The organism is Acinetobacter sp. YH01019, from assembly GCF_013420285.1.
GTDB lineage: Bacteria > Pseudomonadota > Gammaproteobacteria > Pseudomonadales > Moraxellaceae > Acinetobacter > Acinetobacter gandensis.
Window position 1 is genome coordinate 25,402 of the sequence record NZ_VOYM01000010.1, and the last position, 24,382, is coordinate 49,783.

Sequence of the window (24,382 nt, forward strand, 5' to 3'; positions counted from 1 at the left end):
ACACATTTTAGGTTTTAATACTTTTGGCGCTTACCTGAAATTCGGCACCAGTTTTCGTCACGTTTTTCTACGTCTAATATATCAAAAAATTCAGAATAAACACTAGAAACATCAGAAACTTGCTCTTCAATTACACCTGCAAGTGCGAACTCACCCTCAGATTTAATTAAAGTTGCGAATTCTGACGCCAATGCCATTAAAGGGCCTGCAAGAATGTTGGCAACAAACACATCTGATTTTTGTCCAGCAAGTTCTTGATTGAACTCTTCAGGCAAACCGACATATAAATGATCTAGTACGCCATTCAATTCAGCATTCTGTTTGGTTGCAAGAACTGCTTGTGGGTCAATATCTGTTGCATAAACTTTTTTAGCGCCTAAAAGTAATGCTGCAACGCCTAAGATACCTGAACCACAGCCGTAGTCGATGACGATTTTATCTTTAACATCTGTTTTGCCTAGCCATTGTAAGCATAAGAATGTAGAAGCATGGTTGCCTGTACCGAATGCTAAACCTGGATCTAATTTGATATTAACTGCATCAGCTTCAGGAGCTTCCATCCATTCTGGAACAATCCAGTATTTCTCACCAATTTGAATTGGTTCGTAAGCATCCATCCAAGTACGTTCCCATTCCTGATCTTCAAGGAATTCGCTACGCATCGGTGCATCGGGCATTTGCGCTTTAATAAATGTTTCTAAAGCGGCAACATCTATTTCTTCATCGTCTTCTTGTGCGTAAATACCAGTAACGATTACTTTATTCCAAAGTGGCGTTTCGCCTGGAAGTGGTTCAAGTAAATCCTGATTTTCAGCATCATCCAGCGTTACACTTACTGCGCCTAATGAGCTTAACAGTGTTTCGGTGTAATCAACTTGAGCTTGCTCAACAGTAATATGAATTTGTAACCACTTCACGGAAATAACCTAAATGTGTTTTATAAAAAAGCTATTGTAACGGAACTCGGCAAGTTGCAGCTATAGATTATGTATTTTCACTTAAAATAAAAGGATGCATTGCGCATCCTTTTTATCATTTGAAGCCAAAAATCATTCATTATTATGCTTTTGCTGGAAGTGGAGCAAAACGTGTAATGAGATACCCAAAGATAGCCGCAAAGATATACATAAAGATCGAATATACAGCTGCGGGCATAGCAACCGCTGAATTGGCAATAACGGTTAATGCAATAGTCATTGCTAGTGTACTGTTGTGAATACCGATTTCGAAGGCACATGCACGTGATTGTGCACTATTGATGCCAAAGAAACGTGGTACAAAATAGCCAATACATAAACTGAATATACAAAAGAGCACAGTTGCTAAGCCCACTTGGGTTAAGTACGTGGCAATATTTTCACGTTCGCTGTAAATCGCACCAATAATAATGAGGATCAAAAACACTACAGCAAAAATACGCAGAGGTTTATTCAGTTTTTCAGTCAGTTTTGGCGCATAGTGACGAATAAGCATGCCAATACATACTGGAATGATAATAATGCTAAAAACTTGCAGTACTTTACTGAACTGTAAGCTGATCTGTTGGCCATCTTGCATGAAATGCATAATGGAAAAATTAACAATAATCGGTAGTGTGATTGCAGCGATAATTGAGTTAATAGCTGTTAATGTGATATTTAATGCTAGGTCACCTTTAAAAAGGTAACTAAATAGGTTAGCTGTACTACCACCCGGTGATGCAGCAAGTAGCATTAAACCTACAGCTAATAACGGTGGTAGAGCCAATAATTTACATAAAAGAAAGGCAATCCCTACGAGTAACACCAACTGGCAAAAAAGTGCAATGAGCACTGCTTTGGGGTGTTTAGTGACTCGCGCAAAGTCTTTGGGTGTTAGTTCAAGGCCTAAGCCAATCATAATAAAGGCAAGGGCTAAAGGTAATAAGACCGTAATAATTCCTGAATCCATAATTATTGTGCTCCATGACATATGTTAAGTGGATTCCCGCCTACATCCGTATTGCGGTGTTATTTTTCAAAGTTGTTATTTATAAAAGTTGCTAAAATTAGTGAGAAGCTTCTGTGTTGCGAGCTTGAATTAAGTAACTGCCTCGACGTGTTAAAATAAAACCAAATAATGTGGCTAAGACATACATAAAGATCGAGTAGACACCAGCAGGTATCGCAATTGCTGTACTTCCTAAAACACTGAGTGCGATGGTAATAGCAATCCCCGTATTGTGAATGCCAATTTCAAAGGTGCAAGCACGTGCTTGTTTTTCGGGCACCCCAGCCAAAAATGGAATGACATATCCTAAGAATAGGCCACTAAAACATAATAAGCAGGTGGCAATTCCTACGTTGGTAAAGTAGCTTATGATATTGCTTTGTTCGCGAACGACTGCGATCAAAAAGATTAAAGTAAGCAGCGTGATGGTTAATAGTCGCATTGGCTTACTAATCGCTTGTGCCAAATTGGGTAATGTGTTGCGAATCAACATACCGATACATACAGGAATGAAAATCATTAAAAATGTTTGGGTGATTTTTTCAATTGGAATATTGACTTCAGTGTTCTCACCAAGAAAATGTAAAATGGATAAGCTCACAATAAAAGGTAGGGTAAAACAAGAAATCAGCGAGTTAATCGCAGTGATAGAAATGTTGAGTGCAACATCTCCCTTATAAATATAGCTAAAAGCATTTGCTGTTGCACCACCTGGAGATGCAGCCAATAGCATTAAACCTACTGATAATAAAGGAGGAAGTTCTAACAGTTTGCATAATAAAAATGCTATGCTGGTTAATACAATCAATTGAGTAAACAGTGCTATAAAGATAACTTTAGGATAGCGAGCAACCCGAAGAAAATCTTTAATAGAAAGTTCTAAGCCTAAGCCCATCATCATGATGGCCAATGCAATAGGCAAAAAAAATGCGAATAATCCCGAATCCATGGAATTTCCTAATATTATTATCCTTTTTAATATATTTTCAGTGTAACTAAGTTTTTTAAATAAGCAATAAAATAAAGCGAGTAAAAATTGATGATTTACCCGCTTCTTTTTTGATGTGTTAAATAGTCGATATTTAGAGCAAAAACATCGATTTATTTAGGGCGAGGTGGTGTGAAACCAAGAGCACATTTGCCTTTAATTTCTTGACCATCAATAGTGGCTGTAGTTGCTTTAGCATCTGCGCTACATGTGCTTAATAGCTCAGGCTCTTCACCATGTAACTTCACATTTTTACTTGAGCTAAAGAATTGTGGTTCGCAAGTACCATTCCAGATAATACCACGGTAAGCAAATGAAACTTGTGCCCCCTGACTTTTACCCTTACAGACTTGTTGATAACGTTGAGCATCATAAACTTTCTCAACTTTATCGTTGGCTGAAGCAGCGAGTGGGGCAAAACATAAACCGCATAAAACCGTAGAGAGCAAAATATTCTTATTCATGCTTATCTTCCTTATGATTCTCATGGGATCTATAACAGAATAAAAAATAATCAGAATAAAACAACATTGATCGGGTAACTTTTGCAAGAAATATGTTTAGTTTTATATGGAATATGCAAATTATGTATGTGTATAAATGAAATGCTTGGAATTAGCCTGAAACTCGGTAAAGCAACCGACACAATAAAATCGAGTTAATCAGTCAACTTATGGCTGATTTTTTGCTATAATCTTCCGTCATTCTTTTTTATTCTCCTTTACCACTATGCATTATCCTAAAGTTTACGATGTCATTGTTATCGGCGGCGGTCACGCAGGTACAGAAGCAGCACTTGCTGCGGCACGTATGGGTCGACAGACTTTACTCTTAACTCATAATATTGAGACTTTAGGGCAGATGAGCTGTAACCCAGCCATAGGTGGTATTGGTAAATCTCACCTTGTACGTGAAATTGATGCATTGGGCGGTGCAATGGCATTGGCTGCCGATAAAGGTGGTATCCAATTCCGTATTCTGAATTCACGTAAAGGTGCTGCAGTACGTGCTACACGTGCGCAAGCAGACCGTGTCCGTTTTAAAGCTGCAATTCGTGAAACTTTAGAAAACCAAGCAAATTTGGATATTTTCCAACAAGCTGCTGATGATTTAATTGTTGAAGGCGATACCGTTAAAGGCGTTATTACCCAAATGGGTATTCGCTTTGATGCAAAAACAGTTGTACTGACGACTGGTACATTCTTAGGTGGTGTGATTCACATCGGTCTAAACAACGCATCTGGTGGTCGTGCGGGCGATCCTCCTTCAATTTCTTTGGCTGCGCGCCTTCGTGAATTGAAACTTCCTGTGGGTCGTTTGAAAACAGGTACGCCACCACGTATCGATGCACGCTCAGTTGATTTCTCAGTAATGACAGCACAGCCTGGTGATTTTCCATCGCCGACCATGTCATTCATGGGTGATGCTTCAATGCACCCAGAACAAATTAACTGTTACATCACACATACCAATGAGCGTACCCACGATATTATTCGTGGTGGTTTAGATCGTTCACCAATGTACACAGGTAAAATTGAAGGTGTAGGTCCACGTTACTGCCCATCAATTGAAGATAAGATTCATAAATTTGCAGATAAAGACTCGCACCAAGTATTCCTAGAGCCTGAAGGTTTAGATACGCACGAGCTTTATCCAAATGGTATTTCAACATCACTACCATTTGATGTTCAGTTTGAATTGGTTCGCTCGATTCGTGGTATGGAAAATGCACACATTCTTCGTCCGGGTTATGCAATTGAGTACGATTATTTCAATCCGCAAGCGTTGAAATTCTCTTTAGAAACCAAAGCCATTAATAATTTGTATTTTGCAGGTCAAATTAACGGTACTACAGGTTATGAAGAAGCGGGTGCACAAGGTTTGCTTGCAGGTTTAAATGCTGCACGTCGTGCATGGGATCAAGAGCAATGGACACCTAAACGTGATGAAGCGTATATGGGTGTACTCGTAGATGACTTGATTACTTTGGGTACCAAAGAACCGTACCGCATGTTTACTTCACGTGCCGAATACCGTTTGATGCTGCGTGAAGATAATGCAGATCAACGTTTAACTGCGATTGGCCGTGAAATGGGTCTAGTGGATGATGCACGTTGGGATTCGTTCTGCCAAAAAATGGAAGCTGTTGAAACAGAAAAAGGTCGCTTACAGCATCTTTGGGCTGCGCCAAACAACCCAATGGGTAAGAAGTTTATCGAAATGACTGGTGCAGATCTGTCTAAAGAATGTTCTGCGATTGATTTGTTAAAGCGTCCAAATATTAATTTTGCTCAAATTGCTGAATTAACAGATTCAAAAGTGACAGCATTTGTTGGTGAGCAAATTGAAATTGCAGTGAAATATGATGGTTATATTAACCGTCAACGTGAAGATGTAGCTCAAATGAAACGTCTTGAAGAAACACTTATTCCTGCTGATTTTGATTATGATGTGGTTTCTGGGTTATCTCGTGAAATTACACTGAAATTGAAAGATGTTCGTCCTGAAACTTTGGCGCAAGCGAGCCGTATTCCAGGTGTAACACCAGCAGCAGTTCAATTGGTGATGATTACCATTCGTAAGAATAATGCAGCGAAAAAATCTGCTTAAGATTTTAGTTGATATAAAAAAGCCCGCTTAATGCGGGTTTTTTTATATCTGAGTGATTTTAAAGTGTTCTACTTGTAGTTAAGGCATTCATCTGAAAATAAAGATTTATTCACCACCATTAGTTTTAGCTATAGTTCGATCAATAAAATCTTTACTTTAATTAACTTATTGTATTTAAAATAAAAAATAAACTATTTAGATGCTAAATGTATTGTTATACAAAGTTTTAGGTCTTAATCATGTTGTATTACTCATACTAATTCCGACCATTGTAGTGGTATTTATTCATTTAAATTAAGCAGACACTGCATGCCATAGCGTATGACCATCTATACGTTCAATGAATGGAGTTCGATTATGGCAAATCAACAATCGGGAAAAATGCAAAAATTTCTAACGGTATTTTTGTGTTTCTGGGTCGCATTTTTTGAAGGTTTTGACCTGCAAGCGCCCGGTATTGCTGCGAAAGGAATTGCAGCGACATTTTCCTTAGACCAAGTGCAAATGGGTTATGTATTTAGTTTAGGTGTGTTTGGTATGTTATTTGGTGCGTTCTTTGGGGGGCGTATCGCAGATTACATGGGGCAGAAAAAAGTGCTCATGTTGTCTATTTTCATCTTTGGTGTGTTCATGTCGATTACGGCAGTCGCGCCAAGTATTGAAGTTTTGTACATAGCACGTTTCTTTACAGGTTTGGGGTTGGGTGCTGCAATGCCGACCATGATTTCAGTAGTGGGTGATGAAGCAACAGAAGAAAACCGTGGTCGTTTAAATAGCTTGATGTATTGTGGCTTACCTGTTGGCGCAATCTTTGTGGCTGGTTTGGGTATGCTTTTTAAAGACATCTCTTGGCATACATTATTTTTGATTGGTGGCTTGACACCGTTGGTGCTCATTCCATTTATGGCAGTGATTCTTAAAGATAAACGTAAAGAAAAAGTCGAGACGGTGAGTGCGGAAGCAGTACCACCTATGGCGCAAATTTTATTTGCGGAACAACGTTATAAATATACGTTGCCGCTTTGGGTAAGCTTTTTCTTTACCTTGATGGTGAACTATATCTTGATCAGTTGGTTGCCAAACTTATTGATGGAGCAAGGTTTAGAAAAACAACAAGCATTCATGATTATGTTAATGTTCCAAGTCGGTGCGGTGATTGGTACGCTTGGCTTAGGGTATTTGCTAGATCGACTCAAATTGTGGCAAATGGCTGCTATTATTTATACAGGCTTGTTTATCGCGTTGTTTGTCTTGTTCACAACTAACTCGATTCCTGTGTTGATTGCAGCAGGGATTATGGGCGGGATTTTCTCTACCGGCGGTCAATCGATTTTGTATGGCATTTCACCAATTTTCTATACGCCAGCAGGTAAAGTGACTGGCGTGGGAAGTGCGATTTCTCTAGGACGATTGGGTGCGATGACAGGACCATTGCTCACAGGTAAGATTTTGGCACTTGGTTTAGGTACGACAGGTATCTTGATTGCGAGTGCGCCCGGTATTGCATTATCTGCAGTTGCGGTTGCAGCTCTTTCAGCCTACAAAGCATCGTTAAAGAAATAAGCTCAAAGCGGTAATTTAGTTTTAATTGTATAGATAAAGGAGCTTCGGCTCCTTTTTTTGCACGTTATGCAGTGAGATGAATTGAAGTTTTGATAGAATGTGTTTAATACAGCTGAATTTAACTATTTATGTCATATCAATTGATCGAACTCGACATTTCTCCATCCGATAATATTCAGTGCCCGCATTGTCAACAGCAGGTCATTGATTGGGTAGAAGAACAATATGTACAGCCGTGTGAGCATGTGCTGTTTATTGCGATGGATATTGGTTTTGAATACATCACTGATGAGTTTGAACAGACTATGCAGCACACAGTAGATGATTTACATGCCAATGATGATCAGTACCATATGTTTAGCGAAATTGCGGCATCAAGCTATTCTGAGTTTAAAATTTATAAGTCGGATTTAGGTGTGGAAGGTTATTCACGCTATGTGGGTTTTATTGCTTAAATTTAAGAATGATTATTTAAGTATTCATACACATAAAAAAGCCAGTGATAACACTGGCTTTTTTACAGTTGAATTAACTTTCGATTTCTTCTTCTACATCATCTTCGGCGCTATCCATGCCAAGTTCTTTTAGTTTTCGCGTTAGGGTATTACGGCCCCAACCTAAAAGCTCAGCAGCGTGACGCTTACGTCCGCGTGTTTGTTGAAGTGCGGCATTAATCAATGTGCGTTCAAACATGGGGGTGGCAATGTCGAGAATTTTCATTTCGCCGTTTTTAAGCTTTTGAACAGCCCACTGACCAAGTAGTTCATCCCAATGATGTACACCAATGCGGTCAATGCCTTGAACAACTGGATTACCGTCGCTGCCCTGAATTGGAATTTGTTTCAGTTCAGAAGGGAGATCTTCAGGATAAACTTCACGTCCTGTGATCATTACAGTTAACCAGCGACAGGTATTTTCAAGCTGACGAACGTTACCTTGCCAAGGAAGTTTCTGCATATATTCTTGCGTTTCAGGGCGAAGAATTTTCGGGCTAACACCTAATTCTTTCCCTGCACTTGCTAAGAAGTGTTGGGCAAGCATTGGAATGTCTTCAGAGCGGTGTGCAAGTTTTGGAATGTGAATGCGAATCACGTTTAGACGGTGGTATAAGTCCTCACGGAAACGACCTTCGTGAACCAATTTTTCCAAATCTTGATGTGTTGCAGCAACAATACGCACATCAACTTTAACAGGAATATGTCCACCAACGCGGTAGAACTCACCATCTGCTAAAACACGAAGTAGTCGTGTCTGCGTTTCAAATGGCATATCACCAATTTCATCAAGGAATAAAGTGCCGCCATTGGCTTGCTCGAAGCGGCCTTGACGTTGTGTATTTGCGCCAGTGAATGCGCCTTTTTCGTGGCCGAACAATTCAGTTTCAATCAGGTCTTTTGGAATTGCAGCCATATTTAAGGCAATAAACGGTTTATTACCACGTGGCGAGTGCTTATGTAGTGCGTGTGCAACAAGTTCCTTACCTGTACCTGATTCACCGTTAATTAACACCGTGATATGAGATTGTGATAAACGGCCAATTGCACGGAACACTTCCTGCATTGCAGGGGATTCACCAATAATTTCAGTCGATTGAATTGGTTGTACTGTTTTTGCTGATTCTTGCTGCTGTAATTTTGCAATATGTAAAATTGCACGATTAACGAGTGCTAAAGCTTCATCAATATCAAATGGCTTTGGTAAGTATTCAAAAGCACCTGTTTGATAGCTTGAAACCGCAGACTCTAAATCTGAATGTGCTGTCATAATGATGACAGGTAGGTCAGGATAGTTACCTTTAACTTTACCTAAGAAGGTAAGTCCATCAATACCCGGCATGCGGATGTCAGTCAAAATGACATCTGGTGCATCAACACTTAATTGATCCAAAGCGGATTGTGCTTCTTCAAAACTGGTGACATCAAAACCTTCTTCTTTGAATGTTTTTTCTAGCACCCAACGCATGGCGCGATCATCATCAATGACCCAAATCTTATTACGCGACATGATCTGACTCCCAAGGTAAATATAAGCTAAAGACTGTTTTTCCTGGAACTGATTGGCATTCAATCATTCCGTTATGTTGATGCATAATATTTTGAGCAATACTTAATCCTAAGCCTGTGCCTTTCGCACGTCCTGTGACCAATGGATAAAACACCGATTCTAATATTTCTTCTGGTACACCTGGCCCATTGTCCTCAATATCTATGCGGACGGCTGAGCGCTTCAATACGCCATTGATAGTAACAAGGCGCTGAATCCGTGTGCGTAATGTGAGTTCAGGTTGATGATCGACGAAAAACTCTTTGTTCTCAGTCATTGCTTGCACGGCATTGACGCTAATGTTGAGCATCACTTGAATTAATTGATCTCGATCCGCTAAGACATCTGGCAAAGATAAATCGTAATCACGTGTAATCTTAATTTTTTTCTTGGTTTGATTGACAATCAATGAGCGAACACGTTCTAGTGGCTCATGTACATTTACTGGCTCATAACTTGGAAGCTGGCGAGAGCCCAGCATGGTGTCAGCAAGATTACGTAAGCGATCAACTTCACTGATAATAATGTCGGTAAATTCGCTATATTTTGGATCATTTAAACTACGAGCTAAAAGCTGCGTAGCTCCACGGATACCACCCAAAGGATTTTTGATTTCGTGTGCGACGCCTCGAATAAGTTGGCGTGCGACTTGGTGTTGTTGAATAAAGTTTTCTTCTTTGGAAATCTTTAACATGCGATCGATTTGATTAAGTTCGATAATCAACAGCGGATGGTAAGGCTTACCAGAATTTAATTGTGAAACGGTATAATCGACATGGATGTCTTTAAAATTAACATTTATTGTTGCTTCACGACGCGTGTAGTGTTGACCTGTAGTTAAAGTATTAATTAAAGCATCATGGGTATTGAACTCATCATCAGGCATGCTTAATAAATTAAGCACAGGTTGTCCTGATGCACGTAATAAACTGATGTCAAAAAGGGCTTCACAAGACGAATTTAAATAAAAAATATTCAGGTTACTATCGACCAATAAAATGGCAGTGGTTAAATTGTCCACTAAAAGCCGGTAATCAATAGTCATAGTTTGATCCATTAGCGAGAGGTTCCTGTCTTAAAATGGCGCAATGGCATCTTCATAAAGCAAATCGTTATCTTTAATAAGGTTTGAATTGATGCAAGTTATGCAAGATACAAGCCAACTTTATGTCTATAACGCTAAGTTTTGATGCTTATTTAATAAAATGCGCCTATTTAAGACTCTGAATAAAATGTATAGCCGATTCAAAACCGACTGTAAATCAAAAATGACTCAAAATGGTGCGTCATAAATTATATGGATGAATTTATAGCGTTATTTTGGTGCGTGATATAAAGAGTGGGCTTTTCAACTGTTTTTATCCACAGAAAAGACATACAATACGCGGATTATAGTGGAGCGCAGATTCATGAAATCCCCCAAAGTCGGTTTTGTTTCTTTAGGTTGTCCTAAGGCGTTGGTAGATTCCGAACGAATTTTAACTCAGTTAAAGACTGAAGGTTATGATGTAGCATCAGATTATGATGGTGCTGATTTAGTAGTAGTTAATACCTGTGGTTTTATTGAATCTGCAGTACAAGAGTCGCTAGACGCCATTGGTGAAGCGATGAACTCGAATGGTCGTGTCATTGTGACTGGCTGTTTGGGTAAAGATGAAGACAAAATTCGCCAAATGCATCCGAACGTTTTGAAAGTTACGGGTGCAGCAGCATATCAAGAAGTGATGGAAGCTGTGCACGAGTACGTGCCTGAGCCACCAAAACACAATCCATTTATTGATCTTGTTCCTGAGCAGGGTATTCGATTAACACCGAAGCATTATGCGTATTTGAAAATTTCAGAAGGCTGCAACCATCGTTGCACATTCTGCATTATTCCAAGCATGCGTGGTGATTTGGTTTCTCGCCCAGTTGGTTCAGTATTAAGCGAAGCGCAAGCACTGAAAAAAGCAGGTGTAAAAGAAGTTCTAGTAATTTCACAAGATACTTCTGCTTACGGTGTTGATACTAAATACAAATTAGACTTCTGGAACGGTCAGCCAGTCAAAACCAAATTCTTTGACATGTGTGAAGCATTAGGTCAATTGGGTATTTGGGTGCGTTTGCACTATGTATATCCATACCCGCATGTAGATGCAGTAATTGATTTGATGGCGCAAGGCAAAATCTTGCCATATTTAGACATTCCTTTTCAACACGCCAGTCCGCGCATCTTAAAATTGATGAAGCGACCAGCTCATAGTGAAAATACATTGGAACGTTTAAATGTTTGGCGTGAAAAATGTCCAGACCTTGTGATTCGCTCGACATTTGTTGTTGGCTTCCCAGGCGAAACGGAAGAAGACTTCCAAATGTTGCTTGATTGGTTGAAAGAAGCGCAGCTTGATCGAGTAGGTTGTTTCACATATTCACCGGTTGAAGGTGCAACAGCGAACGATTTGCCAGATCATGTGCCTGAAGAAATTAAGCAAGAACGTTATGAACGTTTCATGCAAGTTCAGCAAGAAATTTCAGCAGCGAAATTACAAAAACGTATTGGTCAAAAAATGACTGTACTTGTCGACGACTTGGAAGAAGAATTCCCAGTTGCGGTTGCACGTTCGTATGCGGATGCGCCAGAAATTGATGGTAACGTTTTTGTTGAAGATATTGATAAGTCCGTGATTAAAGCGGGTGATTTACTCGAAGTTGAAATCACAGATGCAGATGAGTATGACTTATTTGCTAAACTTATTTCAGTTAAAACAGCCTAAACCATTCACAAAAAATAATTGAGATTGAATAATTCGGAGTAGATGATGCTGGATTCTAAAAAACCACGCTTTGGACGTATTTTGCTTAAGCTTTCTGGCGAGGCACTTGCTGGCAATAAAGACATGGGTATTGATGCTCAAGTTTTAGACCAGATGTCACTTGCTATTGCACATTTAGTGGGTCTAGGTGTTCAAGTCGGTATTGTTGTTGGTGGTGGTAACCTTTATCGTGGTAGCCAGTTGCAAAAAGACGGTTTGGTTGGCCGTGTAACAGGTGACCAAATGGGTATGTTGGCGACTGTGATGAATGGTCTAGCACTTCGTGATGCTTTGGTTCGTCGTAACATAAAAACACGTTTAATGTCAGCACTTGAAATTGGTACTGTGGTTGAGTCTTATTCAAGTCGTGATGCCATTCGCCACCTAACTCGTGGTGAAGTGTGTGTGTTCGTTGCGGGTACAGGTAACCCATTCTTCACAACAGATACAGCAGCATGCTTACGTGGTATCGAAATTGAAGCCAACCTTATTTTGAAAGCAACAAAAGTTGATGGCGTTTATAACAAAGACCCAAGCAAATTTGAAGATGCTGTGAAATATGACACATTGACCTTTGATCAAGTACTTGATGAGAAACTTGGTGTAATGGACTTAACAGCAATCTGTTTATGTCGTGACCACAATGTTCCACTTCAAGTATTTGATATGAACAAATCTGGTTCATTGCTTTCAGTGGTAATGGGTGAAAAAGAAGGTACTCACGTTACTAACTAATGTACGTGAGCCTGAAAGCTCTTTATACTACAGACTATTTTAGAATTTACATCTTTTCGAATTAAGTAAGGAAGATCACATGATTAACGATCTTAAAAAAGACGCTGAAGAGCGTATGAACAAATCGCTTGAGTCTCTTGAGCACGGTTTTGCAAAAGTTCGTACCGGTCGCGCACATCCATCAATTTTGAATGGTGTAATGGTTCCTTACTATGGCTCTGATGTGCCTTTAAACCAAGTTGCAAACGTAGGTGTTGAAGACTCGCGTACTTTATTGGTGCAACCATTTGAACGTTCAATGGTTTCAGCAATTGATAAAGCGATTCGTGAATCAGATTTAGGTTTGAACCCTGTAACTGCTGACTCAATTCGTGTGCCAATGGCTGCATTGACAGAACAAACACGTAAAGATATGCAAAAAGTTGCACGTAACGAAGCTGAAAATGCAAAAGTTGCGATTCGTAATATCCGTCGTGATGTATTGGGCGATATCAAAGCATTATTGAAAGAAAAAGAAATTTCTGAAGATGATGAACGTCGTGCAGGCGATGATATCCAAAAAATTACAGACAAATTCGTTGCTGAAGTTGAAAAACGTCTAGCTGCAAAAGAAGCTGAATTGATGAAGGTCTAAGTTTTAATGACCTCATCTGAAGAAACTTCCCATCTTCCAAAACATGTTGCCATCATCATGGATGGCAACAATCGTTTTGCCAAAAAGAATCAAATGCAAAAAGGTGAAGGGCATCGTTCTGGAAAGGACATCCTTGACCCAATCGTTGAGCATTGTCGTAAAAGAAATATTCAAGCACTGACTGTATTTGCGTTTTCAAGTGAAAACTGGAATCGTCCTCAATTCGAGGTGGATTTACTCATGGCTCTTCTTGAAGAGACCATCCATGAGCAGTTGCCACGCATGGAAAAGTTTAATATTGCTCTGCGTTTTATTGGTGATCGTTCTCGTTTATCTGCGAAGTTACGTGACTTAATGTTGCATGCGGAACAAAGGACTGCTAATTTCGACAGCATGACCCTGACCATTGCAATTAGTTATGGTGGTATGTGGGATATGGCTCAAGCTGCAAAACACATTGCAGCAGATGTTTTAGAACATAAATTAGATCTTGAAGCAGTGGATGCTGATGTCTTTGGTCAATACGTAAGTTTAAGTGATTTACCTGCAGTTGATTTGTTAATTCGTACAGGTGGAGATTTCCGTCTTTCGAATTTCTTATTGTGGCAGGCTGCTTATGCAGAGCTTTATTTCACAGATACGTTGTGGCCTGAATTTACCATTGAAGAGTTTGATGATGCACTGGCAGTTTTTGGTGGCCGTGAGCGTCGCTTTGGTAAGACCTCAGAGCAGATTCAACAAGAGCAACTTGAGAATAAATAAATGTTAGAGCGGATAATTACCGCATTGGTACTGGTTTCAGTTGTACTAAGTTGTATGTTTGCAACAGAGTCACATTATCCAATGCTTGTGCTGATGATCATTGCATCGGCTGTAGCAGGTTATGAGTGGTTTAAACTCATGCCGCGAAGTACTAAAACTGTGAAGCCATTTGCTTGGGGCTATGGCTTAGTCACAGCAATTATTTCTGCTTTGGCATTACATTTTGGTGATGTGGCTTTACTGCTTTGGGCAGCGTCAATTTTTACTTGGGTATTAAGTGTTTATTGGGTGAAATCTTACCCAGAATACGATAACTGGTATAACCCAAGTTTAAACGGAATTGGACTTGTGCTGATTTCAGCTGCTGTTACTGCAATTTTTGCAGTTTGGGATAGCTCACCTTGGTGGTTGATGTATCTATTCTTATTGGTTTGGGGGGCAGATAGTGGTGCATATTTTGTTGGCCGTAAACTCGGTAAGAATAAACTTGCACCAGATGTAAGTCCTAACAAGTCGATGGAAGGACTTTATGGCGGTTTAATCACTGCAATGATCATTGTGGTTGTGGTTGAAGTGCTATACCTCGACTTAAGCCTTGCGGAGCATATTTTATTCCTTATTCTTTCTGTCGTTACTGTATTTAGTTCTGTGCTAGGAGATTTATTTGAGTCGATGATCAAGCGTCGTGCGGGTATCAAAGATTCAGGCCGAATTCTTCCAGGGCATGGTGGTGTGCTAGATCGTATCGACTCGTTGCTTGCTGCAGCACCTATTTTTGCAGCGGGTATGTATGTTTTAAAACTTATTGGCGTAGATTTATAGATGTCACAATCTGTTTGTATATTGGGTGTTACAGGCTCCATTGGTCAAAGTACCTTAAAGATTCTGCAACTACATCCCGAAGAGTATTCAGTCTTTGCAGTTACTGCTCATAGCCGAATTGTAGAACTTGTAGAAATTTGCAAACAGTTTCGACCGAAAATCGCAGTTGTTCCTTTGCAAAAAGTGGATGAACTGCGCCAGTTGTTAATCGCAAATCAATTGTCTGAAATTGAAATTTTGCATGATGAGGCAGGGTTAATTGCTGTAGCAGAACATCCAAACGTAGATGTTGTGATGGCTGCAATTGTGGGGGCAGCAGGATTGTTGCCAACACTTGCCGCAGCAAAAGCAGGTAAACGTGTCTTATTGGCCAATAAAGAAGCTTTGGTGATGTCAGGAGACATCATGATTCAGACAGCACGGGAAAATAACGCTTTGTTATTGCCTGTCGATTCTGAACACAATGCTATCTTTCAATGTCTGCCACAGAACTATCTACAAGAAAATCGTAATGGTCAGCCTAAAATGGGCGTTAAGCAGATTTTACTTACTGCTTCTGGTGGGCCTTTTCTACACCATAGCTTAGAACAATTGCAATCAGTTACACCTGCACAGGCTTGTAAGCATCCAAATTGGTCTATGGGACAAAAAATTTCGGTTGATTCTGCAACATTAATGAATAAAGGCCTAGAACTCATCGAAGCATGTCATTTATTTGCAGTAGAAGAACAATTTGTAACAGTTGTGGTTCATCCTCAGAGTATCATTCACTCGATGGTTCAATATGTGGATGGTTCGACTTTGGCACAAATGGGTAATCCTGATATGTGCACACCAATTGCACATGCACTGGCTTGGCCTGAGCGGATTCAAACACATGTGCCACCTTTGGATTTGTTCTTGCATTCACAATTGAATTTTGAAGAGCCTGACACAGTTCGATTCCCTGCATTGAAACTTGCGCGTCAAGCCATGAAAGCAGGTGGATTAGCACCGACTATATTAAATGCAGCAAATGAAATAGCTGTTGCGGCATTCTTAACAGAGCAAATAGGATTTACTCAAATTCCACAGGTTGTTGAACATACCTTGGGTCAAGTTGAAAATGCTGCGGCGGTAAGTATTGATGTGATCCTTCAGGCAGACCATACTGCACGTATCGTTGCTGAGAAAGCTGTATTGAATTTAGGAAGTTAAAAACATGAATGCCTTGTTTATGATTATTGCGGCAATATTGCTACTTGGTCCACTCATTGCGATTCATGAGTTTGGACACTATATTGTTGCTCGTAAACTGGGTGTAAAAGTATTGGTCTATTCGATTGGTTTTGGACCTACACTTTTAAAGTGGACATCTAAAAAGTCAGGGATTCAATATCAGCTTTCTGCATTACCACTCGGTGGTTATGTCAAAATGTTGGATGAACGTGAAGGAGATGTTTCGGAGGTTGATTTACCGAAAGCCTTTAATCGTCAACATCCTTGGAAACGTATTGCAATTGTTGCTGCTGGCCCGCTCATTAATTTGGCATTTGCAGTTATTTTATTTTGGATCTTATTTTTACCCGCGCAAGAGCAATTGAATACTCGTGTAGGGAAGGTTATTCCTAATACGCCAGCTGCATCAGTTCAGATGCAAGCTGGTGATAAAATCACGGCAGTTGATGGTACTCAAGTATCAACATGGGAACGACTAAGCTATGCTTTAGTAGACCGAGTTGGCGAAACGGGCAATATTCAAATTCAGGCTGAACGTGATGGACAGTTGAAAACGTTTAGTTTGCCAATTCAAAGTTTTTTACGCGATCAATCGCAATCTCCATTAGAAATTCTAGGTTTTACACCGTATCGTCCAGAAATTCCAGCTGTGGTTTCAAAACTGAGCGAAGATGGTGCGGCAGTACGACAAGGAATGAAGCAGGGAGATCGTATTGTTGCGATTGATGGCGTAAAAATGAAAGATTGGTTTGATGTTGTACAAGTTGTACAAGCATCACCCGAAAAATTACTAAAAATAGATGTATTGCGACAAAATAAAATTGTGCATTTGGAAGTGATGCCGCAAGGTAAGCGTGACCAAATGGGTAAAGTCACAGGTATGCTTGGTGTACAAAGCGATCCTGGTAAAGTGAATGTTCCTGCTGAATATAAGCAAACTATTCAATACGGTCCTGTTGAAGCAATGGGTAAAGCAGTAGAAAAAACCGGTCAAATTTCTGGCATGATTTTGAATTCTATTGTAAAAATGGTACGTGGGTTGGTTGGTTTGGATAACTTGTCAGGCCCAATTACGATTGCTAAAGTCGCGGGGCAAAGTGCTGAAATGGGTTGGCAAACCTTCATTTCTTTTATGGCACTGATGAGTGTAAGTTTGGGAATATTAAATTTACTTCCAATTCCAATGCTCGATGGCGGTCACTTAATTTACTATTTTATTGAATTAATTCGTGGTAAACCTGTTTCTGAACAAATACAATTGGTTGGCTTAAAAATTGGTATGGTATTGCTGGGTAGTATGATGCTACTGGCTCTATTCAATGACATTATGCGTTTATAACAACGTAGATACGTAATAAATTAACAGCGGAAAAGACTGGCATGCAGCACAAACATTTATTTATGCCGTTGGCACTGGTTAGTGCTATGGCAGTAGCACAACAAGTATATGCAGCAGATGATTTTGTAGTACAAGATATTCGAGTTGATGGCTTAGTGCGCTTAACTCCTGACAATGTGGCAGGAATGATTCCATTCTCCGCTGGAGATCGTGTAAACGATCAAATCATTTCGAACTCGATTCGTAGCTTATTCGCTTCAGGTATGTTTGATGATGTGAAATCATCTCAAGTGGGAAATACACTTGTGTATACCGTAGTGGAACGCCCAATCATTTCTAAAGTTGAGCTGAAAGGCAATAAATTGATTCCAAAGGAAGCTTTGGAAGAAGGCCTGAAAAAAATGGGTCTTGCTGAAGGTGAGGTTCTTAAGAAATCTTCATTACAATTGGTTGAAACAGAATTAGAACAACAGTACATGCAGCAAGGCCGTTATGATGCTGATGTAAAAGTGACAACAACAGCACAGCCAAATAACCGTGTAAATGTCTTAATTGATTTTGTTGAAGGTCAGTCAGCTAAAGTATTTGATATTAATATCATTGGCAATACAGTCTTTAAAGAAAGCGAAATTAAACAAATTTTTGCATTGAAAGAAAGCGGCTGGAATTCAGTTATTTCCCGTAATGACCGTTATGCACGTGAAAAAATGGCTGCAAGTTTAGAGTCTTTGCGCGCGCTTTATTTGAACAAAGGTTATATCAATTTTAATATTACCAATTCAAGCTTAAACCTAAGTGAAGATAAAAAGCATGTGTTCATTGAAGTTTCTGTGGATGAAGGCGAGCAATTTAAGTTTGGGGAAACCAAATTCTTAGGTGATGCGCTTTATACACAAAATGAATTGAATGCATTAAAGCTTTATAAAGATGGTGAGCTTTATTCACAAGAAAAAGTAAACGCAGTTAAACAATTACTCCTTCGTAAATATGGTAATGCGGGTTATTACTTTGCTGAAGTGAATATTGTTCCAGAAATTAATAAAGATACGAAATTAGTTGATCTGAACTACTATGTAAATCCAGGTCAACAAGTCACTGTACGCCGTATTAACTTTACCGGTAACTCAAAAACTGCCGATGAAGTGTTACGTCGTGAAATGCGTCAGATGGAAGGTGCTTTAGCAAGTAACGAAAAAATTGACTTATCTAAAGTTCGTCTAGAGCGTACAGGTTTCTTTAAAACAGTTGATGTGAAACCTGCACGTATTCCTGGCACACCAGACCAAATTGACTTGAACGTGAATGTTGAAGAACAGCACTCGGGTACAAGTACACTCGCTGTAGGTTTCTCGCAAAGTGGCGGTATCACTTTCCAAGCAGGTTTGAGTCAAACCAACTTTTTGGGTACAGGTAATGCAGTTTCTATCGATTTATCACGTTCAGAAACACAAGATTACTATAATTTAAGTGTAACTGACCCATACTTCACGATTGATGGTGTGCGTCGTGGTTATAACATGTACTACCGTAAAACTAAGTTAGATGATGACTATAACGTCAACAACTATGTGACTGATAGTTTTGGTGGTGGTATCAACTTCGGTTATCCGATCGATGAAAACCAAAGTATCAGTATGGGTTTAAACGTAGACCAAACTGAGGTTACTACGGGTCCATACGTTTCAACTTATGTACGTGATTACTTGCTTGCTAATGGTGGTAAGGCTACTCATCGCGCGGAAGATGTTTGTACTGGTAGTTATGTCTCACAAAAAGCAATAGATATTTATAATAAAACTCCAACTCCTAATCCTATTCCAAGTGATTATGAGGATGCAATTCATTGTGTCGACGATAAATATCAAGCTGTTGATCTTGTAGATTATAATGATGAATTTAAAGGTAAATTTTTAACCTACAATTTAAATTTAGGTTGGTCATATAACACGCTAAACCGTCCTGTGTTCCCAACTTCAGGTATGTCGCATCGCGTAAATACTGAAATTGCTTTACCAGGTAGTGATGTTGAATATCAAAAAGTCACATACGATGCACAAGCTTATTTCCCACTAGGTAAAGACTTTGTTGTGCGTGGTTACGGTAAGTTAGGCTATGGTAATGACTTGCCATTCTATAAAAACTTCTATGCAGGTGGTTTTGGCTCGGTACGTGGTTATGACAATAGTACATTAGGTCCAAAATATGATGGTGTGTACTATCAAGGTGTTGGCAAAGAAGATTTAGATTTTGAGGAAGTTGGTGGTAACGCGCTTGTACAATTTGGTGCAGAACTAGCACTTCCAGTTCCATTTAAAGGGGATTGGGCTCGTCAAGTTCGTCCAGTATTGTTTGCTGAGGGTGCACAAGTATTTGATACACAGTGTGATGTGCCAGCTGCAGACAGTGTGTTAATTAAAGATGGTCAATCTTATAATGCACGTCAATACTGTAAAGACAACTACGGCTTTGATATGAATAATATGCGTTATAGCGTAGGCGCAGGTTTCACTTGGATTACGATGATTGGTCCAATTTCATTGAGCTATGCATTCCCATTGAATGATAAAGCTGGTGATGAAACAAAAGAGATTCAATTCGAAATCGGTCGTACTTTCTAAGTACGACCCATTTTGGGTATCAAAATTAAAAGGATATAAAATGAAAAAACTTCTAGCTGGTTTAGTTGTTGGTTTATCGTGTAGTTCAATGCTTCATGCGGCAGGTTATGGTGTTGTGGACTTAGAAAAAGTTGTTGATCAAAGCACTTATATTAAGCAGCAAAATGCACAAATTCAGCAGCAATTAAAACCACAAACAACCAAGATTGAAGCCTTGGCGAAAGAGCTTGAATCACTGCAGCAAAAAGCACAGCAAAGTGGTGATAAGCTGACTGATGCGCAAAAGCAACAAATGGGTCAGCAGTATCAAAATAAATTGAAAGAATTAAATGCTTTGCAGCAGACTGTTCAAACTTCGGTGCAAGGTAATATTCAAAATTTAAATCGTTCGATGGATACCAGAATTAAGCAAGTTGCTGAACAATTGCGTAAAGAGAATAATTTAGATGTTGTTTTGAATAAAAATTCAGCATTGGCGTATGACCCTAAGTTTGATTTAACTGATAAAATGATTCAAAAGGTTAACGCAATTAAATAATCAATGAATTCTCAAAAATTCAGTTTAGAAAAGCTAGCCGGGCTTGTACAAGGTCAATGTATAGGTCAGGCTGATTTACAACTGAGTGGTATGGCGAGCTTAGAGCAGGCCAAACCACATCATCTTGCATTCGTGAATGCTGAAAAGTATTTAGCTGAAGCGAATCAATCTCAAGCAGGTGCATTAATCGTCACTGCTGAACTTCAAGCTCAAATCACAACACAACAAAATTTTATTGTTGTTGCTAATCCGTATCTTGCTTTTGCTATTTTGACGCATGTTTTTGAAAAAAAACATGTTGAAACGGGTATTGAAAGTACTGCGCAAATTCATCCTTCAGCAATCATTGCAGATACAGCATATATCGGTCACTACACCGTTATTGGTGCGCACTGTGTCGTTGGTGAAGGTACACGCATAGAATCACAAGTAAAAGTCGATGATAATGTTGAAATTGGCAAAGATTGCTTTATCGATTCACATGTGACTTTAACTGGTGAAGCTAGAATTGCAGACCGTGTACGTATTCATGCAAGTACTGTGATTGGTGGTGAGGGTTTTGGCTTTGCACCTTATCAAGGTAAATGGCATCGTATTGCTCAACTTGGCTCGGTACGCATTGGTAATGATGTACGAATTGGCTCAAATTGTAGTATTGATCGTGGTGCTTTGGATGACACTATTTTAGAAGATGGAGTCATTATTGATAACCTTGTGCAAATCGCACATAACGTAAAAGTGGGTGCGAATACTGCGATGGCTGCTAAATGTGGTATTGCGGGTAGTACCACGATTGGCAAAAATTGTGTACTTGCTGGTGCGGTAGGTATCGTAGGTCACATTAATATTGCCGATAATGTTACAATCACTGGAATGTCAATGGTCACAAAAAGTATTTCAGTCGCTGGTAGTTATTCGTCGGGGACGCCAATGCTTGAAAGTGGTTCTTGGAAAAAGGCTGCGATTCGCTTCAAACAATTAGCAGATGTGCCATTGACCCAGTTGGTCAAACGACTTGATCATATGCAATCTCAAATTGAGTCCCTTGAATCAACTTTTAAATTGCGTAAATAATTATGATGACAGAGTCAAATACCCCAGCGTTCACTAAACCTGAATTACCAATGACTATTCAGACTATTCGTGAATATTTGCCACATCGTTATCCGTTTTTATTGGTTGATCGTGTTGTTGAAGTATCCGACAACGGGATTGTTGGCTACAAAAACGTAACGATCAATGAAGAGTTTTTGCAGGGCCATTTCCCAGAATATCCAATTATGCCAGGTGTGTTAATTGTTGAAGCACTTGCGCAGGTTTCTGGTATTTTGGGTTTCATTATGAATAATGAAAAGCCCTCATCAGGTTCTTTGTTCCTATTTGCTGGTGCAGAAAAGGTAAGATTTAAAAAACAAGTGGTTGCAGGTGATCAACTTGTTTTAAAATCAGAATTAGTGATGCAAAAGCGTGGCATTTACAAATATAATTGTATTGCCACTGTTGATGGTATTGTAGCAGCAACTGCGGAAATTATGGTTTCGCATCAAAAAACAGAGTAAGCATGAGCAATAACGAATTAATACATCCGACCGCTATTATTGATTCATCTGCAGTGATTGCTGCAGATGTTCAAATTGGGCCATATTGTATTATTGGACCTAATGTGACGATTGGTGCTGGTACCAAGTTACGTTCACATGTTGTGGTGGGTGGATATACCCGTATTGGTCAGCATAATGATATTTTTCAGTTTGCCAGTGTGGGTGAAGAGTGCCAAGACCTGAAATATGCAGGTGAAGAAACTTGGTTAGAAATTGGTGATCACAATTCAATTCGTGAGCATTGCAGCCTTCATCGCGGTACAACACAAGACCATGGTTTGACGAAAATTGGTAGTCATAATTTATTGATGGTGAATACACATATTGCACATGATTGTGTGGTAGGTGACCATAATATTTTTGCCAATAATGTCGGTGTTGCAGGCCACGTTCATATTGGTGACTATGTTATTGTAGGTGGTAACTCAGGTATTCATCAGTTCTGTAAGATTGATTCTTATAGCATGATTGGTGGTGCATCGCTTATTCTTAAAGATGTTCCTGCATATGTGATGGTTTCAGGTAACCCTGCACATGCTTTTGCAATGAATGTTGAAGGTATGCGTCGTAAAGGATGGTCTAAAAATACCATTCAAGGTCTACGTGAGTCATTCAAATTGATCTATAAAGCAGGTTTGACGACCAATGAGGCCATTGAGCGTATTCGTACCGAGATCTTGCCAGAAGTAGCGGAAGCACAGTTATTGATTGATTCTTTAGAACAATCTAAACGTGGTATCGTTCGTTAATTAGTGATGCGAAATAAAAAAGACACCAAGTGCGGTGTCTTTTTATTGCTAAAATAAAACTATTAAAAAAATTACTTTTTAACAAAGCCTGATTCTTCCGATTTAGGGTAGTTCTGTAAAAGTTTATTTTTTAGCTGTGTAGCTAGTACCGTATTACGGTCGACATCTTTAGCAATACTATAGAGCTGATACAGTGCGCGAGCTGCGCGACTTGAGTCGGGATATTTATCTACGACAATGCCATAATTCTTTTTCGCTTCAATATAATTGGTTGGTTCAATTGCGAGATTAAATTCAGCTAACCAAAAATATGCATTACCAATATAAACGCTGTTTGGATTATTTTTTATAAAATTTTGCATTGGTGCAATCGCTTTTTTTGCACCACCTTGTTTATAGGCATCTAGAGCAACTGTATAGGCTGCTTTTTCTAGCTCAAGAGGATCTCCACCAGCATTGACTGGCTGCTTTGCTGAAGAGCTCAGGTTTTTTTGTGGTATGGACTGTGATGTATTGGTCAAAGGTGGCTTAGGAGCTGCTGGGTGCAGTACCTTGTTGATTATCCTCCGTAGTATCTGTGTCTTCAGTTGGCTCAATTTTTTGTTGTAATAGTTCTAAGCGCTGGTCTAAATCAGCATAACGATTAGTCAGTTCATTTTTTAACTTCTCAATTTCGTTATCTTGTTCTTCCATTTTTCCACGGAGCGTACGTAGTTCATTTTCCAGCTGTTGGTTTTTTTGCATTAGCTGCCAATTGAGATTCGTTGGGGTAGGTGTGGAACCAGCACCTGTTTGGATCGCAGTATTATTCGCCGTGTAAACAGTTCCGTTATTTGCCCCGCTCAAACCGCGCGATTCAATAGGGATGTTTGCAAAGAGGACGCCAGAACAGCTAAGGGTGAGGGCGCCAAGAATTTGCTTTTTAAGCATCATAAAAATTCCATGTAGTGACTCGTTGCACTGTACTGAATATTTTTATTACAGACAGCGAGTTGATAAAACGATAAACACATTAAAAACGCCAAACACATGAATTGCAATAAGCTTTTGCATGGTTGTTGTGTTTTAAAGTAAATAAGATGGGTGTAATTTTCACGCATTCTACATAATTTAAATGCACATTGATTTATAAATAATCAAACAGTTAGTGAAGTCATACAAAAGCAATGTTTTGTCTTGCAACTTTAGGAAAATTCTCTATACTCTGTTCTTGCAATGGTAGCCCTGCTGGTTACTTCGCAATTGTACTCTACAAACCCCGCCAGGACCGGAAGGTAGCAACGGTAGTAGAACTATGATGTGCCGAAGCTTTGCTGGTAGGGTTGCCACCATTTTTATAAAACAATAATTTTATTCATTATTTTAGACTACATTCTTTCATTTATTCCTCATTTTTCTTGTT

At 39.4% G+C, this 24,382-nt stretch carries 21 protein-coding genes, 1 other RNA gene and 1 pseudogene; 16 read left to right on the top strand and 7 right to left on the bottom strand.

Annotated features, from left to right (window positions below; genetic code table 11):
* Positions 1 to 14: 14 nt before the first annotated feature.
* The 4 genes from prmA to FTT84_RS04260 all read right to left on the bottom strand — a co-directional run bounded on the left by prmA (position 15) and on the right by FTT84_RS04260 (position 3,420).
* On the bottom strand, positions 15 to 917 hold the full coding sequence (prmA, locus tag FTT84_RS04245; RefSeq protein WP_067762477.1) for a 50S ribosomal protein L11 methyltransferase: 903 nt from the start codon (positions 915 to 917) through the stop codon (positions 15 to 17).
* A gap of 142 nt (positions 918 to 1,059) precedes the next feature.
* Positions 1,060 to 1,929, bottom strand: a complete 870-nt coding sequence (locus tag FTT84_RS04250) for a bile acid:sodium symporter family protein (protein ID WP_180080077.1) — start codon at positions 1,927 to 1,929, stop codon at positions 1,060 to 1,062.
* A 97-nt stretch (positions 1,930 to 2,026) separates the two neighbouring features.
* Positions 2,027 to 2,917, bottom strand: a complete 891-nt coding sequence (locus FTT84_RS04255) for a bile acid:sodium symporter family protein (protein WP_180080080.1) — start codon at positions 2,915 to 2,917, stop codon at positions 2,027 to 2,029.
* 152 nt (positions 2,918 to 3,069) lie between these two features.
* Positions 3,070 to 3,420: a hypothetical protein gene (locus FTT84_RS04260; protein WP_067762483.1), complete on the bottom strand. Its 351-nt coding sequence runs from the start codon at positions 3,418 to 3,420 to the stop codon at positions 3,070 to 3,072.
* Positions 3,421 to 3,685: 265 nt separating this feature from the next.
* Between FTT84_RS04260 and mnmG the strand changes: the two genes are divergently transcribed.
* From mnmG to FTT84_RS04275, 3 genes are all read left to right on the top strand, one after another.
* On the top strand, positions 3,686 to 5,566 hold the full coding sequence (mnmG, locus tag FTT84_RS04265; RefSeq protein ID WP_180080083.1) for a tRNA uridine-5-carboxymethylaminomethyl(34) synthesis enzyme MnmG: 1,881 nt from the start codon (positions 3,686 to 3,688) through the stop codon (positions 5,564 to 5,566).
* Between the two features lie 357 nt (positions 5,567 to 5,923).
* Positions 5,924 to 7,129, top strand: a complete 1,206-nt coding sequence (mhpT, locus tag FTT84_RS04270) for a 3-(3-hydroxy-phenyl)propionate transporter MhpT (RefSeq protein WP_067762487.1) — start codon at positions 5,924 to 5,926, stop codon at positions 7,127 to 7,129.
* A 128-nt stretch (positions 7,130 to 7,257) separates the two neighbouring features.
* Entirely contained in the window at positions 7,258 to 7,584 is a 327-nt protein-coding gene (locus FTT84_RS04275) for a hypothetical protein (protein ID WP_067762489.1), read from the top strand.
* Between the two features lie 73 nt (positions 7,585 to 7,657).
* On the opposite strand, the gene glnG is transcribed toward FTT84_RS04275, so the two are convergent.
* Together glnG and glnL are read right to left on the bottom strand one after the other, a co-directional pair.
* Positions 7,658 to 9,133: a nitrogen regulation protein NR(I) gene (gene glnG, locus FTT84_RS04280; RefSeq protein ID WP_067762491.1), complete on the bottom strand. Its 1,476-nt coding sequence runs from the start codon at positions 9,131 to 9,133 to the stop codon at positions 7,658 to 7,660.
* The gene (glnL, locus tag FTT84_RS04285) at positions 9,123 to 10,229 is read right to left on the bottom strand and encodes a nitrogen regulation protein NR(II) (RefSeq protein ID WP_067762493.1); all 1,107 of its coding nucleotides are present in this window, start codon (positions 10,227 to 10,229) and stop codon (positions 9,123 to 9,125) included. Before glnL ends, glnG begins: the two co-directional genes overlap by 11 nt.
* A 352-nt stretch (positions 10,230 to 10,581) precedes the next feature.
* On the opposite strand from glnL, the gene rimO reads away from it, so the two are divergent.
* The 12 genes from rimO to lpxA all read left to right on the top strand — a co-directional run bounded on the left by rimO (position 10,582) and on the right by lpxA (position 22,980).
* Positions 10,582 to 11,925 (top strand): 30S ribosomal protein S12 methylthiotransferase RimO, encoded by a 1,344-nt coding sequence (gene rimO / locus FTT84_RS04290; protein WP_067762495.1) that lies wholly within the window; start codon positions 10,582 to 10,584, stop codon positions 11,923 to 11,925.
* Between the two features lie 45 nt (positions 11,926 to 11,970).
* Complete coding sequence (pyrH, locus tag FTT84_RS04295; protein ID WP_067762497.1) at positions 11,971 to 12,699, top strand: UMP kinase; 729 nt, start codon at positions 11,971 to 11,973, stop codon at positions 12,697 to 12,699.
* A 79-nt stretch (positions 12,700 to 12,778) separates the two neighbouring features.
* On the top strand, positions 12,779 to 13,333 hold the full coding sequence (frr, locus tag FTT84_RS04300; protein WP_067762499.1) for a ribosome recycling factor: 555 nt from the start codon (positions 12,779 to 12,781) through the stop codon (positions 13,331 to 13,333).
* A 6-nt stretch (positions 13,334 to 13,339) separates the two neighbouring features.
* A complete protein-coding gene (gene uppS / locus FTT84_RS04305; RefSeq protein WP_067762501.1) occupies positions 13,340 to 14,095 on the top strand; it encodes a polyprenyl diphosphate synthase in 756 nt (251 codons plus the stop codon).
* The gene (locus FTT84_RS04310; RefSeq protein ID WP_067762503.1) at positions 14,096 to 14,917 is read left to right on the top strand and encodes a CDP-archaeol synthase; all 822 of its coding nucleotides are present in this window, start codon (positions 14,096 to 14,098) and stop codon (positions 14,915 to 14,917) included.
* Positions 14,918 to 16,114, top strand: coding sequence for a 1-deoxy-D-xylulose-5-phosphate reductoisomerase (gene ispC, locus FTT84_RS04315; RefSeq protein ID WP_180057592.1), 1,197 nt, complete (start codon positions 14,918 to 14,920; stop codon positions 16,112 to 16,114).
* A 4-nt stretch (positions 16,115 to 16,118) separates the two neighbouring features.
* The gene (gene rseP, locus FTT84_RS04320) at positions 16,119 to 17,474 is read left to right on the top strand and encodes an RIP metalloprotease RseP (protein WP_180080086.1); all 1,356 of its coding nucleotides are present in this window, start codon (positions 16,119 to 16,121) and stop codon (positions 17,472 to 17,474) included.
* 86 nt (positions 17,475 to 17,560) lie between these two features.
* Positions 17,561 to 20,092, top strand: a complete 2,532-nt coding sequence (gene bamA / locus FTT84_RS04325; RefSeq protein ID WP_373684991.1) for an outer membrane protein assembly factor BamA — start codon at positions 17,561 to 17,563, stop codon at positions 20,090 to 20,092.
* Positions 20,093 to 20,132: 40 nt separating this feature from the next.
* Positions 20,133 to 20,630 (top strand): OmpH family outer membrane protein, encoded by a 498-nt coding sequence (locus tag FTT84_RS04330; RefSeq protein ID WP_067762511.1) that lies wholly within the window; start codon positions 20,133 to 20,135, stop codon positions 20,628 to 20,630.
* Between the two features lie 3 nt (positions 20,631 to 20,633).
* Entirely contained in the window at positions 20,634 to 21,704 is a 1,071-nt protein-coding gene (gene lpxD / locus FTT84_RS04335; protein WP_067762513.1) for a UDP-3-O-(3-hydroxymyristoyl)glucosamine N-acyltransferase, read from the top strand.
* A gap of 5 nt (positions 21,705 to 21,709) precedes the next feature.
* Complete coding sequence (fabZ, locus tag FTT84_RS04340; protein WP_171256651.1) at positions 21,710 to 22,189, top strand: 3-hydroxyacyl-ACP dehydratase FabZ; 480 nt, start codon at positions 21,710 to 21,712, stop codon at positions 22,187 to 22,189.
* A gap of 2 nt (positions 22,190 to 22,191) precedes the next feature.
* The gene (lpxA, locus tag FTT84_RS04345; RefSeq protein WP_180057586.1) at positions 22,192 to 22,980 is read left to right on the top strand and encodes an acyl-ACP--UDP-N-acetylglucosamine O-acyltransferase; all 789 of its coding nucleotides are present in this window, start codon (positions 22,192 to 22,194) and stop codon (positions 22,978 to 22,980) included.
* 71 nt (positions 22,981 to 23,051) lie between these two features.
* Here the strand turns inward: lpxA and FTT84_RS04350 are convergent.
* A pseudogene (locus FTT84_RS04350) lies at positions 23,052 to 23,913 on the bottom strand (YbgF trimerization domain-containing protein).
* Between the two features lie 292 nt (positions 23,914 to 24,205).
* Between FTT84_RS04350 and ffs the strand changes: the two are divergent.
* An RNA gene (gene ffs / locus FTT84_RS04355) (signal recognition particle sRNA small type) lies at positions 24,206 to 24,302 on the top strand.
* Positions 24,303 to 24,382 lie beyond the last annotated feature (80 nt).

What these genes read in the sequence shown, in the direction of transcription:
- FTT84_RS04250 (WP_180080077.1), bottom strand. Translation starts at nt 1,929, where the DNA reads ATGGATTCAGGAATTATTACGGTCTTATTACCTTTAGCCCTTGCCTTT.
- FTT84_RS04255 (WP_180080080.1), bottom strand. Translation starts at nt 2,917, where the DNA reads ATGGATTCGGGATTATTCGCATTTTTTTTGCCTATTGCATTGGCCATC.
- FTT84_RS04260 (WP_067762483.1), bottom strand. Translation starts at nt 3,420, where the DNA reads ATGAATAAGAATATTTTGCTCTCTACGGTTTTATGCGGTTTATGTTTT.
- mnmG (WP_180080083.1), top strand. Translation starts at nt 3,686, where the DNA reads ATGCATTATCCTAAAGTTTACGATGTCATTGTTATCGGCGGCGGTCAC.
- mhpT (WP_067762487.1), top strand. Translation starts at nt 5,924, where the DNA reads ATGGCAAATCAACAATCGGGAAAAATGCAAAAATTTCTAACGGTATTT.
- FTT84_RS04275 (WP_067762489.1), top strand. Translation starts at nt 7,258, where the DNA reads ATGTCATATCAATTGATCGAACTCGACATTTCTCCATCCGATAATATT.
- glnG (WP_067762491.1), bottom strand. Translation starts at nt 9,133, where the DNA reads ATGTCGCGTAATAAGATTTGGGTCATTGATGATGATCGCGCCATGCGT.
- glnL (WP_067762493.1), bottom strand. Translation starts at nt 10,229, where the DNA reads ATGGATCAAACTATGACTATTGATTACCGGCTTTTAGTGGACAATTTA.
- rimO (WP_067762495.1), top strand. Translation starts at nt 10,582, where the DNA reads ATGAAATCCCCCAAAGTCGGTTTTGTTTCTTTAGGTTGTCCTAAGGCG.
- pyrH (WP_067762497.1), top strand. Translation starts at nt 11,971, where the DNA reads ATGCTGGATTCTAAAAAACCACGCTTTGGACGTATTTTGCTTAAGCTT.
- frr (WP_067762499.1), top strand. Translation starts at nt 12,779, where the DNA reads ATGATTAACGATCTTAAAAAAGACGCTGAAGAGCGTATGAACAAATCG.
- uppS (WP_067762501.1), top strand. Translation starts at nt 13,340, where the DNA reads ATGACCTCATCTGAAGAAACTTCCCATCTTCCAAAACATGTTGCCATC.
- FTT84_RS04310 (WP_067762503.1), top strand. Translation starts at nt 14,096, where the DNA reads ATGTTAGAGCGGATAATTACCGCATTGGTACTGGTTTCAGTTGTACTA.
- ispC (WP_180057592.1), top strand. Translation starts at nt 14,918, where the DNA reads ATGTCACAATCTGTTTGTATATTGGGTGTTACAGGCTCCATTGGTCAA.
- rseP (WP_180080086.1), top strand. Translation starts at nt 16,119, where the DNA reads ATGAATGCCTTGTTTATGATTATTGCGGCAATATTGCTACTTGGTCCA.
- bamA (WP_373684991.1), top strand. Translation starts at nt 17,561, where the DNA reads ATGGCAGTAGCACAACAAGTATATGCAGCAGATGATTTTGTAGTACAA.
- FTT84_RS04330 (WP_067762511.1), top strand. Translation starts at nt 20,133, where the DNA reads ATGAAAAAACTTCTAGCTGGTTTAGTTGTTGGTTTATCGTGTAGTTCA.
- lpxD (WP_067762513.1), top strand. Translation starts at nt 20,634, where the DNA reads ATGAATTCTCAAAAATTCAGTTTAGAAAAGCTAGCCGGGCTTGTACAA.
- fabZ (WP_171256651.1), top strand. Translation starts at nt 21,710, where the DNA reads ATGACAGAGTCAAATACCCCAGCGTTCACTAAACCTGAATTACCAATG.
- lpxA (WP_180057586.1), top strand. Translation starts at nt 22,192, where the DNA reads ATGAGCAATAACGAATTAATACATCCGACCGCTATTATTGATTCATCT.